A 17,631-nucleotide genomic window follows, 5' to 3' on the forward strand; every position below is an offset into this window, starting at 1 on the left:
CGGGTGCTGTGGCTTTCGCCGTGGACGCGGCCGGCGGTGCGGGTGCAGGCCGAGGCGTTGCAGCGGCACGGCGCCGAGGTCCTGCTGGTCACCTCCGATCAGCACCCGGAGTCCGACGCCGCGCGCGACTACGAGTTGGTGCTCGACCCGCGATTCCGCACGGCCGCCACCTGGCTGCCCACCCTGCGCGCCTGGCGCCGCGTCCGGCGGTTCCGGCCCGACGTGGTGCTCGCCGAGCTGGTCCGCGATCCGCGCTGGATCGCGCTGGCCGGGTGGGCCCCGCGCATCCAGGTGGTGCACGACGACCGGCCGCACGACCCCGACGAACTGACACCGGCCTACGAACGGGCCGTGTTCGACCGCTGGGGCGCACGATCGGCCGCCACCATCGCCTACAGCGACTATGTGGCGGCGGCCATCTCGGCGCGCCGCGACGTCGCCGGCACCCCGGTGCGCGTGGTGCCGCTGGCCAGCGACCTCGACCTGGACCGGGTTCCGCCGTTCGTCGGTCCCGAGGGGCGCCGGGATTTCGTCATGTTCGGCCGGCTCAACCCCTACAAGAACGTCGACGTCGTGCTCGCGGCCTGGCAACGGCATGTGGTCGGCGGCGGCTGGCGCGGCGACAACCTGGTGCTGATCGGCGACGGGCCGCTCGACGTGAAAACCCTGCCCAAACACACCCGCTGGCGCAACGGCAGCTTCCGCTACGCCGACGTGATCCCCACCCTGGCCGCCGCCAAGGGATCGATCGCCCATTACCGGCGGGCCTCACAAAGCGGTGTGCAATCGCTGTCCATGCAGCTGGGCGTTATGCCGATCGTGTCGACCGCCGGCGCGTTGCCCGAGTATCAACCGCCGGGCTGCGCCCCCATCGGCATCGACGACGTCGCCGGGCTCGCGGCCGCCTTCGACCTGCTGGCCGATCCGGTCACCGCCGCGCGGCACGGTGCCGAGGCCGCACGCCACTACAAGCGCCGGTGCGCGGTCGACCTTGTCGCGGAACGCATTTTGGACGTGGTCGCCGAGGTGCTGGCGCGGCGAGGATGACCGGATGCTCAGGCCAGCCCGCGCCAGAACGTCTCCAGCCAGCCGGTGAGTTCGCGGGCCCGGCCCAGCGCATCGGCGGGAGCCGACCGGGACCGGGTGGCCGCGATGGCCGCCGGGAGCTCGGTGGTCTCGCGCACCACCGTGGCCAGCCCGGCGGTGGCCAACTTCTCGGCGAACGGCAGCTGATGATCGTCGACGTGCTCGCCGCGCGACGAACGGCGCGGCACCATCACCGGATGCTTGCCCTGCTCGATGCACAGCAGCGTCGATCCGGCGCCGGCGTGGGTGACCGCGACCGAGGCGCGCCGGATCTGCTCGCAGACGTCGCCGAAGGACAAGAAGCGCTCGAACCGGGCGTGGCGCGGCTCGAACCGGCACGTCCCGAGCTGCACGAAGAACTCCTCGCCCACCGCGTCCGTGCGCGCCAGCTCGTCGACCGCGCGCGCCAACCGGTCGAACGGATGCACCTCCATGCCCATGATCACGAAGATCACACGATCCTCCCGTGGTATTCGGCGGCCGGGATCCTCTCGGCCAGCTCGGGCCACTGCACCAGGAGGTGGGAGGCGAACGGCTTGACCATCCGCGCGGTCAGCGACAGCTCGGTGATGCGGGTGACGGACTCGACGAACACGGCGGGGATCCGCAGCAGCCAGGCCAGCCAGATAAAGGGCGCCGCCACACCGGAACCGGTGGTCAGGATCATGGCCGGCCGGTGGCGGGTCAACAGCCGCAGCGCGAGCACCAGGTTGCGCAGCAGGTTGGGAACGCTACGGACGGTCGGGTGCGCCGCCCAGTAGACCTCCGGCTCGTCGCGCAACAGATAACGGGCGTCGGCGGTCGCGAAACTCACCCAGAACCGATCCTTATCCTGCCAGAACTCCCGCAGGCAGAACATCTCGTAGATGTGCCCGCCCGACGAGGCGATCAGCAGCAGCCGGCCCATGTCTCCCCTCACCTGAGGCGCTCGCGCCGGCCCGCCGGCCGCGCCGCGACGATCCGATGCCACCGCGCGGCCGGCGGGGCCGAGATCGCCTTGAAAAGACTAACTCCCGCGCCCGCCCACGTTCGGGGATTACCGACGACGAAGAGATCGACCGGATTTCGCGTTGACGATCCGCCCACGGTGCTAACGTCCACGGTGTTGGCGGGCCGTACCCGTTGCCGATGCGGCAGTGGAAGCGAGTGAAGGCGCGGAGCATGATTCGAACGGCCGTGGTCGGCCTGGGAAAAATGGGTCTTTCGCACCTGGCGATCCTGCGCACCCACCCGGACCTCGACGTGGTCGGGGTGTGTGACTCCGCGGGCTATCTGCGCGACATCCTCGGCAAATACACGGGTCTGGACTGCTACGACGACCTCGACCGGATGCTGACGCACACGCGGGCCCAGGCGGTTGTCGTGGCCGTGCCCTCGCGGCTGCACGCACCGATGGTCGAAAAGGCCCTTGCCCGAGGGTTACACGTCTTCTGCGAGAAACCGTTCGTGCTCGATGTCCGCGACGGCGAGCGCCTGGTGACGTTGGCGGAGACCAATCGGCTCGTCACCCAGGTCGGCTACCACTGCCGCTTCATCGGCGCCTTCCGGGAGGCGGCACGCATCGTCGCGTCCGGCGGGCTCGGGCAGGTGCACCACGTACGCGCCGAGGCTTATGGGCCCGTCGTGCTACGCCCGAAAGGCAGCACCTGGCGCGGCGTGAAGGAGGAAGGCGGCGGTGCCCTCTACGACTATGCCTGCCACGCCATCGATTTGATGAACTTCATCGCCGGTGTGCCGCATTCGGTCGACGGGGTGGTGCGGCACAGCGTCTTCTCCCGCGACGTCGACGACGAGGTCTACTGCACGCTGCGCTACGACAACGGCGCCAGCGGCCAGTTGTGCGTCAACTGGAGCGACGAGAGCTTCCGTAAGATGTCGACGAAAATCTCGGTGTGGGGGACCAACGGCCGCCTCGTCGCCGATCGCCAGGAGTGCCAGATCTACCTTCGCGAAACGCACCCCGGGCTCCCCGAGTTGGGGCCGGGCTGGACGATCCGCTACACCACCGAGCTCACCGACGAGGTCTGGTATTACCTTCGGGGCGAAGAGTATTCGGCGCAGATCGACTATTTCGCCCAGAGCGTCAAGAACAACCGCCGCGACGGCGAGAACACGTTCCGCTCCGCGCTCGACGTCGACCGTGTCGTTGCGATGATCACCGGCGCCGCCCTGGCCGGGCGCCCCGTGTCGCCGGCCCTCCCCGCGGTCAACGGGTCGCCGCGCGGCGCGTTTCGGCGCGAGATCGCCGCGCGCATCAAGAAACTCGCGGCCATGAGGGCGTCGTGAGCATGGACCGGGTGCTGTTCGGCGACAACCAGTTCTTCGGGGTCAACCACATGTCCGAGGAGAAGGCGCGCGCCCAGGCGATCCGGTTCCAGCACCTCGGGCCGGTGCTGGACACGCTCGACGCCGCCTACCGGGAAGGCATCCGCACCTTCGTCTGCACCACCCACGACCGGGTCGGCGAGATCTGCGATCACTTCCGCGCCAACCGTTCCCGCTACCCCGATTACGTCTTCTACCCGTGCATGCCGTATGCGCACAAGTACGCCAACGCCGTGACCGAGTTCGGCATGCTCGACGCGCTGCGCCGGTTCCTGCCCGACGACGGGGCGGTCCGGTCGATGTTCAAGGGCGGTGTCGCCCTCGCTGGCAAGGACATCGAGCCGATCATGCAGCTGTTGGTGGACGCCGAGATGAAGATGTTCGCCGGGTTGTCCACGCCGGTCATCTTCATCCAGAACGTGGTCACCGACTTGCTGCTCGGGCTCGGCATGCACGACGCGTTCCGCTTCTTCTCCGACCACGTCCGGCTCAAGTACGGCGCCGAGCCGGGATTCATCACGATGAACCTGCCGCGGCTGCTCGACGCCCTGGACGGGCAAGGGATCGAAAACCCGATCGTGTGCGCCAATTTCAACAAGATCGGCTTCCGGATGTGCGGCGGAATCGAGCTGTACGAGAAGACGATCCGCGAGCGCCGCTGCCGGCTGATCGCGATGTCCGTGCTGGCGTCCGGCGCGATCGAGCCGCGTGCGGCCATCGAGTACGTCTGCCGCCAGCCGCAGATCCAGTCGATCGTGTTCGGCGCGTCCAGCGGGGCGAACATCCGGCAGACGAAGTCGCTGATCGACGAGTTCTGGCCGGTGCCGGCCCGATCGACGAATTGACCGCCCCTTAGCCCGGGTGGGCGCGCGAGGCCGCGAGATGTTCGGCCAGGCGGACGCCGAGCGCGATCCCGAGCAGCGTGGGGTTGGCCTGGCTGGACGTCGGCAGCACCGAGGTGGCGGCGACGTAGAGCCCACGCACCCCGTGCACCTGCAGCTGGGGATCCACCACACCGTCTTTCGGCGACGCCGACATCCGGGTGGTTCCGGCCTGGTGGAAACCGGCCCGCCGCCGCATGTAGCCGCGCACCGAGGACTCGACGTCGTCGGTCAACCACTCCACCCGTCCCGCACCGTGGCGGCGCAGGTGTTCGTCGATTACACCGATCGCCGTGCGCACGCTGGCGTAGTCGGCGTCGGAGAAATGCATGCGGGTGCGAATCCGCTTCATGCCCAAGCTATCTCGTTCGTCGGACAGCTCGACCCGGCTCTCCCAGTGCGGAAGATGCTCGCCGTGGTACTGCAGCAGGTACCGGTTGTCGGCGCTGCGCACGAAGAAGCCCGGCGCCTTCCTGCCCCGCCGGACGAACCGGGCGTAGCAGAACGCGACCGCGAACCCGATCGAGCCGGGCAGATCCGCCGCAATGTTGCGCAGATGCGCCAGTATCCGCGGCGGGCCGTCCGTCTTGGTGTGCGCCTCGCGGATCGCCGCCGCCAGCAAGAACCGGCCGAGCGGGGAGATCAGCGTCAGATACACCCCGGACAGGATGCCGCTGCCATGACTCGGGTCGCTGATCGGGGGATTCACCAACCATATTGCGGCATTGGACATTCCGGCTTCGCGCAGCAGGCCCGGGTCGAAGGTGAAGCGGCGCCGCACATACACGCCGTCGCCGTCGCGTTCGTATCCGTGGATCACCCGGTCGGTGCTGAATTGCACCCGCGCGACCCGTCCTTCGACGTGGGCCATGTACCAGCGGCCCAGGTGTCCGCCCGCGTTGCCCAGCCCGCCGGGGTGATGACGGTCGGAGGCCAGCAGCAGCCGGGTGGCCTCCAAACCGCCGGTCGCGATGACGTAGTCGGTGGCGACCACCTTGCCCTGGGCGCCGGGCAACGTCTTGACCACCAGGTGATCGACGCGGCCGCCGGCCGGCTCGGTCACGATCTCGGTGCAGGTGAGTCCGGTCCACAGCGTCAGTCCGGCGGTGCGCCGCAACGCTTTTCGATAACGCCGGCCGAACCGGGTGGGCAGCGCCCAGCGCTCCAGGTCGGTGCTGCGGACGGCGCCGTCGGGCAGCCCGGCGACCAGGTCCCGGTGCGCGAGTTCGGGGATGTCGCGGGCGTTGAACACCGCCCGGCCGCAGGCCGCCCAGTCGCAGGCCCGCTGCAGGTACGGCTCGACGTCGTCGTATCCGATCGGCCACGGCGCCTGTTCGGTGATAAGCCGGTGCTCGAAGTCGATGCGGTCGAACTTGACGCAGCGCCCACCCCACAGCGCCGAGGTTCCTCCCACCTGCCGGCGCACCGTCAGCCCGCTGCGCGAATGGAAATAGTCGTCGTGCCGCGAATCGAATTCGGCCAGTTGCTGCGCCGCGCGGTCCGGGCGCTGCGCACCGCTTTCGATCAGCACCACCTGCACACCCGAGGCGGCGAGTTCCAGCGCGGTCACGATGCCGATCGGGCCGGACCCGACGACCGCCACGTCGGTGGTGATGGTCATGCCGGGGGTGAAGTCCCGCGCGCCGCGGATCATCCGGCCCGCCCCCCGCGGAATTCGGTGACCAGGGCGAGGAACCGCGCGACGGTCTCGGCGTCCGGGGCGGCGACGGCGGCCGCCGCCTCGGCCACCCGCGGCGGCCGCGTGGTGCTGTAAATGATTGCGGGGCAACCGGTTGCGGTGGCCGACGCGGCGAGGATCAGCCGGGCGAGCACACCGGGTGCCAGCGGGTCGAGCTGCAGGGCCCGGCGCCAACGGCCCGCCAGCTCGGGGTCGGCCCGCAGGGACGCGGACAGGGCGGCGTGCGGCCGGCGCAGCACCGCGAACGCGAGATCGGCCGCGCGCGGGGCGGGGTTGAGCAGGTCGCTGCGCAGCTGGCTGACCCCGTGCGGGGCGAATGCGCGGGCGAAGTCGACCTCGAGCCCCTCGTCCTGGGAAACCCCCCAGGCGCGGATTTTGCCCTGCCCGCGGGCGCGCTCGAAGAATTCGCACAGTTGCGCGGCGGCGACCGCGTCCTGGGGCCGGGGGGCATGGACGAAGAGAATGTCGACGTAATCGACCCCGAGGGCCGTCAGACTGCGCTCCAGGCTGCGCGCCGCGCCGGCGGCGTCGTACACCCGGGCGGTCGCCGGGGGTTCCTGCTGCCGCTTGACGATGCGGCGCAGCGTGGGCGCCTTTTTCAGCAGTGCGCGCGCCGGCGCCTGGAAGCGGCCGAGCCGGCGGGCCGCGCCGCCGACGTCGATGCCGAACTTGGTGGCGATGGTGACGCTGTCCCGGTCGACGGTGCGCAGGAATGTCCCGAGCTCCGCCTCCGCCCGCCCCAGCCCGTACATGCGTGCGGTGTCGAAATGGGTGATGCCGCTGTCGAGCGCGGCGCCGAGCACCGCCATCCGGTCCTTGCGCGACGGCGACTGCATCAGCGCGCCGCACCCGAAACCCATTGCGCTGACCGTCAATTGCCCTCCGGCGAGCTCAACCCGCCGCAATGTCGCAGCCCTGGTAGATGCGGCGCAGCTCGGCGTCGATGACGCGCGGGCTGCGGGTGGCCGCGATGTGTTGTTGACCGCGTAACCCGTCCCGCTGCGCCAGCTCCGGGTCGCGCAGGTACCGGCCGATCGCGTCGGCCAGCGCGGGCACGTCGTCGACCGGGACCAGCATGCCCGGGTCGGGGGCGATCTGCGCGGTCCCGCCGACCGGAGTCGCCACGAACGGCCGCGCGCCGGCCAGCGCCTCGGTCAGGATCATCGGCATTCCCTCGGCGAACGACGGCAGCGCCACCACCCGGACCGAGCGGAGCAGCGCACGGACCCGGTCGGGAGGAATCGGGCCCTCGACGGTCAGCCGCTCGGTGGCCGGCGGGACGTAGTCGTCGATGGGACCGATTATCCGGCAACGGCCTTCGATGCCCTCGGCGAGAAGCAGCTTCCAGGCCGCGACCAGCCGGTCCACCCCTTTGCGGCGCCCCACGGTGCCGGCGAACAGCACCACGGGCGGCGTCGAGCCGGCCCCGGGCGCCTCCTCGTCGACCACGATCGGGTTGGGCACCACGGCGGTGCGCACCGTGGGCGCCACCTCCAGCAGGGCGGCGCGCGCCTGCTCCGACAGCAGGATCACCTTGTCCGCATGCCGCAACGTGGCGGCCACGAAGCGGGGGCGGCTCCGGGCGAACTCGGGAAAGTCGGAGCCGTGCAGGGTGACGATCACCCGAAACCCTTTGGCGCTGGCCAATCTGATCAACGGTCCTTCGCGCAGCCAGGCGCCGCCGTTGGAGACGTGGAAGTGCACGATGGAGCCGGCCGCTGACCGGGCCAGTGCGGTCCCCGCCCGCGCGGTGAGCCACAGGTTCTTGACCTGGTTGGGGCCGTTCCACGTCGACAGCACGCGAATCCGGTCGGCGCCGATGTTGTTGTCATGGATGACCCGGATGACGGACTGGGTGCCGCCGATGCTGTACCTGTCGGGCCCTACGTGTGTCACCGCGATCATCGTGGCCGACCCCGACTAGCTGGAAGTGCCCACGCCGACAGGGGAATTGGAGGTGGGACCGGGCGGCGCGCAGCGGTCGTCGAGCTGCCTCTCCCGTCGGCGCAGGCCGGCGTAGCCCATCGCCGCTCCCAGCGCCATGCCCAATCCCAGGGCGTCCATCGGCATCTCCGGCAACGGCCACACCGCGGAGATCGCCAGCAGGCCCGCGGCCACCGCCGCCGCGATCTTGGCCGGCCCGGACGTACACCGCAGCGCCAGGATCACCGGCGTGAGCGCGAACAACACGAACGCGGCCATGCCCACCGCCCCGGCCTTGGCCAACCACCACAGGTAGAAGTTGTGCGAATACGCCGGATAGAGGTATCGGTGGAATTCGTCGTCCCCGGTCGGCGGCTGGTACACGTAGCCCAGGCCGTGGCCGAAAAGCGGTGCGCTGGCGATGGTTTCCTTGAGAAGGTTGATCTCGCGCAGTCGTTCCAGCGCCGAATCGTCCACCGCGAGCGCGCTGGACGTCACCCCGCCCAGCACCCGCTGGTTGAATGCGACGTACTGGTCGGCGAGCCACGCCCCGGTCTTCGACCGCTGCAGCAAAAACAGCGACCCGGGCACCGTCACCGCGACCAGGGTCGCGCCGACCGTCGCGGCCACGATCGTCCGCCGCACCGCCGCCCAGCTCAGGCTGCCCAGCAGGGCGACCGCGGCCGCCACTCCCATGGAGATCAGCGTGTTACGGGAGAAGGACAGCAGCGAAATGCTCAGTGCCGGTGGGCCTAACGCCAGATACAGCCTGGGCCGCACCCGGCCGACGATGGGCGCGGCGACGAGTGCGCTCAGCACCGCGGTGGCCGGCGTCTGGGTGGACAGGATGATGCGCATCGCCTGGCCGGCGCCCGTGGTGCCCTCCAGGCTCTCCGCCCGGCCCGCCAAGCGGATGGAGTACAACGAACTCACGATCGCCATGCCCGCCGAAAACCACAGAATCGCGATCATCACCCGGATCGACCAGGTGACGTGACCGCTGTAGACGACGAACAACGCGAGCACGAAACCGAGGGCCATTTCCAGCATGGTGGTCGACTCGCGGGTCACCACCAGCGCGGAATTTCCGACCAGGAACCCGGTGACGGTGGAACACACCGCGGTGACGGCCAGGATCCCGGGCAGCAGGAAATCGGAGGACCGCGGTTTGGCGGCCGGGATCAGATAGCAGATCGCCAGGAAGGCGGCCAGGTGGTAGGCGTAAATGGTCAGCGGGCCAAAGACTTTGCCGACGTGCAACCCTTCGGGCAGGGCCGCGAACGCCCCGAACAGCGTAACCCCAACCATCCCTTCGGGTTTCACCCAATACACCACCACGCAGAACAACGCGGCGGTCAGCAGCACCCCCTCGGTGGTCCGGCGCACCGACAGCACCCCGAACACGAAGCACCCGAACACGAACATCGCCAGCAGGGCGCCGTCCACTGCCAGGCGGTGCCGAGCCCGCAGGTACGGAATCGGAATCACGCCGGCCTGCTGACCTTCGACCGGTAGGCGCGGTCGGCGGCCCGGATGTGCAGCGACTGGCGGGCATCGGTCAGCACGGTGCCGACCACGTGTGCCCCGGCCGCACGCAGCGCGGTCAACGCGTCCTGCAGTTCGTCGGCGGTGGTGCGCTTGGCCCGGACCACCAGCACCGTGGCCGGGACGGCGCCGGACAGCAGGCCGGTGTCGGCGGTGGCCAGCACCGGCGGCCCGTCGATCACGATCCGGTCGAAGCGCGAGGACAATTCCTGCACCACCCGGTCGACCACTTCCGGCAAATACGCACTGGGAGGCAGACTTTCGCGGCGAGCCGACCGCGACGCCAAGATGAACAGTCGCGAAATCGGCGTCGGCTTCACGACTTCGGCCGCGGCGGCGGGGTTGGCCAGCGCGCTGGCGAGTCCCTCCCCCGATTCGACGCGCAGCAATCCGGCGATCACGTGCCGGCGGCTGTCGCCCTCGACGAGCAGTGCGTCCTCGCCCATCTCGGCAAGCGCGAGCGCCAGGTTCATCGCGGTGGTCGTCGTGCCTTCGCCGCCGAACGGCCCGGTCACCAGCACCTGGCGGGCGTCGGGGCCCATCGCCCTGAGCAGCCGGGTGCGCATGCCGCGCACCGCGTCGTCGAATGCGGTGTCGGTGCCGAACCGCGGTGTCCCGCCCCGCCGTCCGGGCAGCTCGGCCAAAGTGGGCAGGCCCGAAAGCTCTTCCAGCTTCGCGCGGGTGCGCACGGTGCGATCGCCGGCCTCGCGGGTCAACGCCACCGCGATGGCCAGCAGCAGACCGGCGATGAACCCGATCACCATGTTCCTCAGCGGCACCGGCGAAACCGGGACGTTCGGCACCCGGGGCGGCTCCACCATGGTGGCCCGCGCGAGCGGCCACGGCTTGCCCGTCGGCCCCACCGCCGCCGGCGCTTCCGGCGGCTGGCCCGGCGGCGGCGTCGTTTCGGCCACCTCGGGTCGTGGCCCCGCGGTCGCCTGCGCGCCCACCGTGTTCGGGCCGGTGTTCGGGGCGATCGTCGGCAGCAGCGCGCTGAACTGATTCGCCATGGCGCCCGCCAGCGCGGCGGCGCGCGCCGGGTCGGTGTCCTTGACGCTGATGGTGAACATCACCGACTTCGGGGTGTATTTCACTTGGGTCTGGCTCAGCAGATCGTCGGCGCTCATCGGAAGCTGGAGCTGACGGATGGCCCGCTCGGCCACGATGTGCCCGCCGGCGATCTGGGCGTAGGACGACAGCCGTTCCTGTGCCGTTTCCGTGCCGCTGTACACCTCGTTGAGGTCGGTGGCACCGGAGAACGAGATGAGGACCGTGGCCGACGACTGGTAGTGCTTGGTCTGCAGTGCCGTGACGAACGCGGCGCCGACGGTACACGCCAGCAGGGCGGTCAGGGCGAGTTTCCAGTGCGCGCCGAGAATCCGGACGAAGGTACGGAAATCCATCGGCTAATAACCTTTCTAAAAGCCTTCAGCGCGAAGCGAAGTCTTCGGCTTTCCGGTAGCGGCCGCGCTGCTCCTGCAGATTATGCAGCATCGTCAGGCGGGGTTTGGCGGAATCGGAAGTCCCGCTGCGCGGGTTCACCACGGCTCCGGCGGCGTGTTCGGCCAGGTGGTGCGCCGCCGGGATCAGGCGGTGGAGGCTTCGCGCGCCAGGTTCAGCGCGGCGAGCGGATAGCATCCGTTGCCGTCGCGTCCGTCGCGCGCCAGCCGCATTGGCGGGTAGTTCACCACGTGCTCGGCGCCCGGCTTGTGCTGTTGCCAACCGACCGCCGCGCACAACGTGTAGTGCCCCGGCGACACGCCCGCCAGGTCGATGTGAACGGTCTCGACAGACGACACCGGGGCGGGTTCCTTGCCCGCGCCGTCCGGTCCCGGCACCAGCGTTTTCAGCGTCACCCGCGCGGGCAGCGTGCGCACCACCGCCCCCGAGAAGTCGACCAGCCGGTAGCCGGGGACCCAGTTCTCGGTGGCGGCCGCGGAACCGTAATTGGTCCACGTGACGTCCAACGTCGCCTTGCCGTCGGCCAACGATTGCGATCCCTGCCGCGCCTCGGCCGAATACCGGTAGCCGGCCACGACGTTGGCCTGCGCCCACAGCAGGTACAGCGCCGGGTCCATCGGGGTGCTCGCATCCACCGCCGGGAAGTTGAAGCTCGACGTCATCGACACGTGGTACTTCATGACGTCGCGCAGGCCCTTTTCGTAGTAGGACCGCGGATCGGTCCCGGCCGGCAGCTGGCACCATTCGGTGATCACCGGTGCCGCGGCCATCCGGTCGCGCAGCGCGCCGACCAGCGGGTCTTTGGTCTGCACGTAGTGCGAGCCGTCCCTTTCCGCCCAGGCCGGCAGTGGGTCCTGCACGCCCAGGCAGTCGGCGCGGATGCCGACCGGGGCGGACAGCCGCTTGGTGACGTCGTCGGCGATCAACTGGCGCACGATCTCCGGGTTGAGCGCCGTCGTCACCAATTGCGTGTGGGGAAAAGCCTTTACGGTCGCCTCGACCAGCTGGCGAATGGAACCGGCGGTGATGTTCTGGTCCCGGAACTGGCTGAAATACCCCAGTTTCGCCACACTTTCGTCGGGCGCCGGACCCGGCGCGCCCAACGAGTCACGCAGATACGAGATGTGGTTCTCGCTGAAATCGCCGTAGCCGGAGAACTCGAACACGCTGAGCCGCTCGTCGCCGTCGTACCGGCGCCCCAACGCGGCCAACAGCTGCCCGAAGGCGTTGAGGTAGTTCTGGTCGTTCCAGTTCGGCACGACCTGCGTCACCCCGGGTGACCACCAATACCGTTGCGGACCGGTGTAATTGGTGGCCGCCGGGCGCATCCAGTCGGGCATCGCGATGTTGGTGTTGTTCGGATAGACGGTGTCGCAACAGGAGTTGTAGGCGACCACCCGCAGGGTCAACCGCATGTTGCGGCTGGCCAGCTTCGCCAGCGCGTCGTCGATCACGCTGAAATCGAATTTGCGGTCGTCGGGAGCGTCGGGCGGCAGGCTGCTCGGATCGGTGGGCTGCAGCTGCCGCCACGGAACACGCAAACTGGCGTCCTGCGATGCCGGCCAGGCCGGGTAGCGACGCTGCGCCGGATTGCCTTGCGGGAAAAGCGGTTGCAACAGATCTTCGTACTGGCCGCGCAGCGGGTTCGGAACGTCCTGCACCGACAACGGGATGGCCGGGCTGGCGATCAGCGAAAGCGGACCGAGATCGCCGCGCTGACCGCACCCGTCGAGCAGCAGCGCCAGGCACACCCCGACGACCAGAACGATCTTCCTCGTTCTCGCCGCCGCCGTGGCGCGGGCTGATCCGCGCCCGGCGGCGACGGCTCGCCGTGGTTGCGGAACGGCATCGGCGGGCATTGCTCGCCGAAACGCCGTCTCCATCATGGGGCTGCAACCTCTCTGGCGGCTCGCGGCCGGCGGCCGTCGCGGGTATTCATGCGTGGGATACCAAGGGTGACAACAGGGTAGCGCCCGCGCCCGCGGCGCATGCCCGATTCCGCCCGGCTCCCCGAAAGCTCGTCGTCGGCGCCCCGCCACCGCCGGGCGTCATTTAAGCTGGTGCTCCCCGGGAATCGGACAGGAGATCACCGCAGATGGCGCTGGCACGCTCGGCCAAACGGTGGCTCGCGCCCGCGGCGAAGAGGCTCGCGCCGCGCCGGTTCTGGCGGCGCAAATTTCGCATTCTGGACCGGCTCGGCCGGTCCCGCCCGGACGTGCAGCTGGTGGCGTCGTTGTGCGACCCGCATCGGGTTTCGCTGGACATCGGTGCCGACCTCGGCGAGTTCACGATCGCGATGGCGGCGTCGTCACGCTCGGTGATCGCGTTCGAGCCCCGCCCGGCCCAGGCTCGCGATCTGGCGGCGATGTTCGACGCGGTCGGGGCCGCGGTCCGGGTCGAGGCCGTGGCGCTGTCGGATGAACCCGGAACGATCGCCATGCGGGTGGTCGAGTCGGAGCCGGGCCGCAGCACCATCGACACCGACAACAGCCTGGGCGATTTGACCGGGGACCAGATCCGCGTCATCGACGTGCCGGTCAAGCGGCTGGACGACCTGAATCTCGACGACGTCGGCCTGGTCAAGATCGACGTCGAGGGCCACGAGCTGGCGGTATTGCGCGGCGCCGCAGAGACGCTCGCGCGCAACCGGCCGGCGATCGTGGTGGAAGCCGAGGAGCGCCACCACCGCGGCGCCGTCGCCGGGATCACCCGACTGCTGACCGGTCTCGGCTACTCGGGCTACTTCGAGCTGGACGGCGCGCGGCGGCCGATCGCGGAGTTCGACCCGGCGGTGCACCAGGACCCGGCCAACGCCGGCAGCCGGCAGGACGGCTGGACCGGCCGGGGCCCGTACGTGAACAACTTCGTCTTCCTGCCGGACGAACGCTGAGCGGGTCGAGGGGCTAGATCGAGCCCATCGACGACGCCTCGCGGTCGGCGAGAAACGGCATCGGCATCCAGCGCGCGGACAGCAGCGCTTCCATCGCCTCGCCGGGGATCGGGCGCGACAGCAGAAAACCCTGCGCCCGGTGACAGCCGTGCTGCATCAAAGTCAATGCGGCAGCCGGTGTTTCGACGCCCTCGGCGACCACTTCCAGGCCGAACGCCTCGGCCAGCCCGATGATGGCCCGCACGATCGCCAGGTCCCCGGCGTCGGTGCCCACCTCCCGGACGAACCCGGCGTCGATCTTGAGCATGTCGACGGGAAGCGACTTCAGGTGGGACAGCACGGCGTAGCCGGTGCCGAAGTCGTCGATGGCGATCTGCACACCGACTTCCTTGAGCTCCGACAACGTCTTTCGGGTGGTCTCGGTGTCGTGCACCACCGCGCGCTCGGTGATCTCCAGGCACACCGAGCCCGCGTCGATGCCGAACTCGCCGATCGTGTCGGCGACGGTTTCCACGAAGCCCCGGCTGATCAGCTGGATGGGCGAGACGTTGATGCGCAACATCGCGCCGTGGCCCACGCCGTTGGCCCGCCACCGGCTGAAATCGGCGCAGGCGCTGCGCATCACCCACCCGCCCAGTTCGGCGCCCAGGTTGGTCGATTCGGCGACCCCGATGAACGAGTCCGGCAGCAGCAGCCCCCAGATCGGGTGCCGCCAGCGCACCAGCGCCTCGGCCCCCACGACGGCGCCGGTCCACAGGTCGACCTCGGGCAGGTAGTGCAGCAGCAGGCCCTCGCTTTCGATGTCGCCCTGCAGGTGCAGCTCGATGTCGTTGCGGAAGGCCCGCTTCAGCGACATGTCATCGGTGGACACCGCGGTCTGGTTGCCGCCGGCGCGCTTGGCGGTCAGCACCGCCTCGTCGGCCCGCCGCAGCAGGTCGGTGCAGTTGTCCGCCCCGGGTGTGCCCACCGCCAGGCCGATGCTGACGGTCCGGCTGATCACGTGCCCACCGATGGTCAGCCGGTCGCACAGCAGCGTCGACAGCCGGCGGGCGAACGCCTCGGCGGCCTCGGACGCCATCGGCTGGTGCGGGATGACCACGAACTCGTCGCCGCCCAGCCGGGCGATCATGCTCTGCTCACCCGCGCATTCCTCGATGCGCTGCGCGAACACCCGGATGAACCAGTCTCCCGCGGTGTGGCCGAGGTAGTCGTTGATCGGCTTCAGCCGGTCCAGGTCGAGATAGAACACCGCCACCGGCCCGGGGTTTCCGGCCGCCAGCCGTTCCGTCAGATGCGCGACCAGTGCCCGCCGGTTGTACACACCGGTCAGGTCGTCGTGCTCGGCGAGGTAGCGAAGCCGTTCCTCGGCGGCGATGCGGGCCTGCAGCTGCGCGAACAGCGCGGCGACCGCCTCGAGGGTGTTGATCTCCTCCGGCTTCCACCTGCGGGCGCCGAACTTGACGAAGCCGAGCACACCGGTGGTGGCGTCGCCGGACACCAGCGGTGCGGCGGCCACCGAGGGCGCGCCGGCTGCCTTGTCGCGCTGCAGCCAGCGGCGCAGCCAACCGTCGGCCCGGTCCGGGCTGCTCACCACCGGCCGGCGCTGCCGCTCGCATTGGGCCAGCACCGATTCGACGTCCTCGGATCGCAGCGCGGCCATCGGGCCCGCGGCATCGGTTCGCCGCGGCCACTCGGCCACCGGCACCGGGCCCGCGGCGTCGTGGTGGTGCAGGAAGCTGGCGTCCACATCGAACTGCTCGACGAGCTGCGCGAGCACCGTTTCGCTGACCGAGCGTGCCGTGGACGCCGTGGCCTCCATCAGCGCGGTGGCGACGGAGGTGACCACCAGGTCCAGGCTGCGTGGCACGGAGTCCTCCGATACGGGCGCACATTCCGTCTGGGTGCCGACCCCACGTCACGGGGCCGAAATACGTGCGGAAACGGTATCACGCACCGGCCCGGCGATCGGGATTCTGCGGAAAGAGCCGCGACGGTCAGTGACCGCTTGCCGAGCCCGCGTCGCTCGGGATGTCAAGTGTGGCAATCGGATACAGGCCGGCACCGTCGCGGCCGTCGCGGGCCAGTGCCATGGGGGCGTAGTTGACGACGTGCGAGGCGTCCGGCTTGTGTTGCTGCCAGTCCACCGTGGCGCGCAGCGTGTAGTGGCCGGGCGCCAGGCCGGTCACGTCGACGTGCACCGATTCGGTGGCCGATTCCGGGACCGGTTCCTCGCGTGACGTGCTGGATTCGTCGTGCACCAGCGTCTTGAGGTTGACCGTCGCGGGCAGGCTGCGAACGATCGCCCCGGAGAAGTCCACCAGCTTGTAGCCGGCCACCCAGTGCTCGGTGGCCGCCGCCGCGCCGTAGTTGGTCCACACCACCGAGATGCTGGCCACCTTGCCCTGGATCGACTGCGATCCGGGCTTGGCCTCCACCGAGTACCGGTAACCGGCCGACGTATTGGCCTGCCCCCACAGCAGATACAGCTCAGGGTCCATCGCCGACGTCGCATCCCGGTCCGGGAAGTCGGCGCTCGACGTCATCGAGACGTGGTAGCGGATGACGTCGTGCAGCCCCTTCTCGTAGTACGACCGGGAGTCGGCGCCCTTGGGCGGCCGGCACCACTGACTGATCACCAGTCCCGAACCGAGCCGCTGCTTGATGGCCGCGACGACGGCGTCATTGGACCGGACGTAGTGAGAGTCGTTGGCCTCGGCCCATTCCGGCAACGGCGACTGCACCCCGAGGCAATCCGCGCGGATCCCGACCGGCGCGGACAGTTTCTTGGTGACGTCGTCGGCGAGCAGTTGGCGCACGATCTCCGGATTCTGCGGCGCCACCACCAACTGGGTGTGCGGGAAGGCGTTGGTGTTGGCCGCGACCAGCTGCGCGATGGAGGCCTTGGTGATGCTCTGGTCGCGGAATTGGCTGTAATAACCCAGCTTTGCCACGCTGTCGTCCGGAGCGGGGCCCGGCGCGCCCAGCGAATCGCGCGGATAGCCGAGCTGGTTCTCACCGAAGTCGCCGTAGCCGGAGAACTCGAACACGCTCAACCGCTCGTCGCCGTCGTACCGGCGGCCCAGCGCGGCCAGCAGCGCGGTGACGCCGTTGAGGTAGTCGGGGTCGTTGAAGTTCGGCACCACCTGGGTGACGCCGGGGGCCGGGTTCGGCGGCGGATAACTCGTCGACGACGGGCGCAGCCAGTCCGGAATCGCGATGGCGGTGTTGTCCGGATAGGTGTCGTTGCAACAGGACCGGTAGGTGTACACGCCCAGGGTCAGGCGCATGTTGCGGGCGCCCAGCTTGGCCAGCGCGTCGTCGATCGCGGAGAAGTCGAACTTGCGGTCGTCGGGCGCGTCGGGCGGCAGCGTGCGCGGGTCGACGGGCTGCAGCTGCCGCCAGGAGACCCGCAGGCTGGCGTCGTAGGAGGCGGGCCACGGAGAGTACCGTTGCTGCGCCGAATTACCTTGCGGGAAAAGCGGATTCAGCATCTGCTCGTACTGGCCGCGCAGCGGGTTGGGGATCTCCTGCGCGGTGGGCGGGATGGCCGGGCTGACCATGGCCGACAGCGGCCCCGGATCGGGCTTGCCGCCGCATCCGCTCAGCACCGCCGCGATGCCGATGACAGCGGCCAGCGCTCGTTTCCCCGATGAGCACACCATCGTCAACGCGTCAGATCGCACCCGGGGACAACCGCCGACCACCCGCCGCGACCGGTCGGCGCGCCGGGTCCACTCGAAGAAATGGTCGTCGTCACGGTTTGCTTCTCCCAATACACACCGATGCGCGGGCAAGTGGCCCCGGATTTCGGGGTTTCTCTG

General features: G+C 69.6%; 14 protein-coding genes. 4 read left to right on the forward strand and 10 right to left on the reverse strand.

Annotated elements, in window-relative coordinates; all coding sequences use genetic code 11:
* Positions 1-3 precede the first annotated feature (3 nt).
* The gene (locus tag NF20_RS14210) at positions 4-1,047 is read left to right on the forward strand and encodes a glycosyltransferase family 4 protein (RefSeq protein WP_033710691.1); all 1,044 of its coding nucleotides are present in this window, start codon (positions 4-6) and stop codon (positions 1,045-1,047) included.
* A gap of 8 nt (positions 1,048-1,055) precedes the next feature.
* On the opposite strand, the gene NF20_RS14215 is transcribed toward NF20_RS14210, so the two are convergent.
* Complete coding sequence (locus NF20_RS14215; RefSeq protein ID WP_003872764.1) at positions 1,056-1,541, reverse strand: glycosyltransferase; 486 nt, start codon at positions 1,539-1,541, stop codon at positions 1,056-1,058.
* A complete protein-coding gene (locus NF20_RS14220; protein ID WP_003872765.1) occupies positions 1,538-1,993 on the reverse strand; it encodes a polysaccharide biosynthesis protein in 456 nt (151 codons plus the stop codon). The genes NF20_RS14215 and NF20_RS14220 overlap by 4 nt, the downstream gene beginning before the upstream one ends.
* 254 nt (positions 1,994-2,247) lie before the next feature.
* On the opposite strand from NF20_RS14220, the gene NF20_RS14225 reads away from it, so the two are divergent.
* Positions 2,248-3,372, forward strand: coding sequence for a Gfo/Idh/MocA family protein (locus NF20_RS14225; protein ID WP_033710705.1), 1,125 nt, complete (start codon positions 2,248-2,250; stop codon positions 3,370-3,372).
* The gene (locus tag NF20_RS14230; RefSeq protein ID WP_033710692.1) at positions 3,369-4,256 is read left to right on the forward strand and encodes a hypothetical protein; all 888 of its coding nucleotides are present in this window, start codon (positions 3,369-3,371) and stop codon (positions 4,254-4,256) included. The genes NF20_RS14225 and NF20_RS14230 overlap by 4 nt, the downstream gene beginning before the upstream one ends.
* Positions 4,257-4,263: 7 nt before the next feature.
* Here the strand turns inward: NF20_RS14230 and NF20_RS14235 are convergent, their stop codons facing one another.
* The 6 genes from NF20_RS14235 to NF20_RS14260 all read right to left on the reverse strand — a co-directional run bounded on the left by NF20_RS14235 (position 4,264) and on the right by NF20_RS14260 (position 12,806).
* Entirely contained in the window at positions 4,264-5,946 is a 1,683-nt protein-coding gene (locus tag NF20_RS14235) for an FAD-dependent oxidoreductase (RefSeq protein WP_033710693.1), read from the reverse strand.
* Positions 5,943-6,851, reverse strand: coding sequence for an aldo/keto reductase (locus NF20_RS14240; RefSeq protein ID WP_170925324.1), 909 nt, complete (start codon positions 6,849-6,851; stop codon positions 5,943-5,945). Before NF20_RS14240 ends, NF20_RS14235 begins: the two co-directional genes overlap by 4 nt.
* A gap of 31 nt (positions 6,852-6,882) precedes the next feature.
* On the reverse strand, positions 6,883-7,896 hold the full coding sequence (locus NF20_RS14245; RefSeq protein ID WP_033710694.1) for a glycosyltransferase family 4 protein: 1,014 nt from the start codon (positions 7,894-7,896) through the stop codon (positions 6,883-6,885).
* Positions 7,897-7,911: 15 nt separating this feature from the next.
* Complete coding sequence (locus NF20_RS14250; protein WP_033710695.1) at positions 7,912-9,402, reverse strand: O-antigen ligase family protein; 1,491 nt, start codon at positions 9,400-9,402, stop codon at positions 7,912-7,914.
* The gene (locus NF20_RS14255) at positions 9,399-10,862 is read right to left on the reverse strand and encodes a polysaccharide biosynthesis tyrosine autokinase (protein ID WP_003877519.1); all 1,464 of its coding nucleotides are present in this window, start codon (positions 10,860-10,862) and stop codon (positions 9,399-9,401) included. The genes NF20_RS14250 and NF20_RS14255 overlap by 4 nt, the downstream gene beginning before the upstream one ends.
* A gap of 183 nt (positions 10,863-11,045) precedes the next feature.
* Positions 11,046-12,806, reverse strand: a complete 1,761-nt coding sequence (locus NF20_RS14260; RefSeq protein ID WP_170924422.1) for a hypothetical protein — start codon at positions 12,804-12,806, stop codon at positions 11,046-11,048.
* Between the two features lie 209 nt (positions 12,807-13,015).
* Here NF20_RS14260 and NF20_RS14265 point away from each other — a divergent pair, with 209 nt between their 5' ends.
* Positions 13,016-13,810, forward strand: coding sequence for an FkbM family methyltransferase (locus NF20_RS14265; RefSeq protein ID WP_019731976.1), 795 nt, complete (start codon positions 13,016-13,018; stop codon positions 13,808-13,810).
* Between the two features lie 13 nt (positions 13,811-13,823).
* Here NF20_RS14265 and NF20_RS14270 read toward each other — a convergent pair whose 3' ends face one another.
* Positions 13,824-15,677, reverse strand: coding sequence for a putative bifunctional diguanylate cyclase/phosphodiesterase (locus NF20_RS14270; protein ID WP_019731975.1), 1,854 nt, complete (start codon positions 15,675-15,677; stop codon positions 13,824-13,826).
* Between the two features lie 127 nt (positions 15,678-15,804).
* The gene (locus tag NF20_RS14275; RefSeq protein ID WP_033710708.1) at positions 15,805-17,472 is read right to left on the reverse strand and encodes a hypothetical protein; all 1,668 of its coding nucleotides are present in this window, start codon (positions 17,470-17,472) and stop codon (positions 15,805-15,807) included.
* Positions 17,473-17,631: the final 159 nt, after the last annotated feature.

This window comes from Mycobacterium sp. MAC_080597_8934 (assembly GCF_000523975.1).
Lineage (GTDB): Bacteria > Actinomycetota > Actinomycetes > Mycobacteriales > Mycobacteriaceae > Mycobacterium > Mycobacterium avium.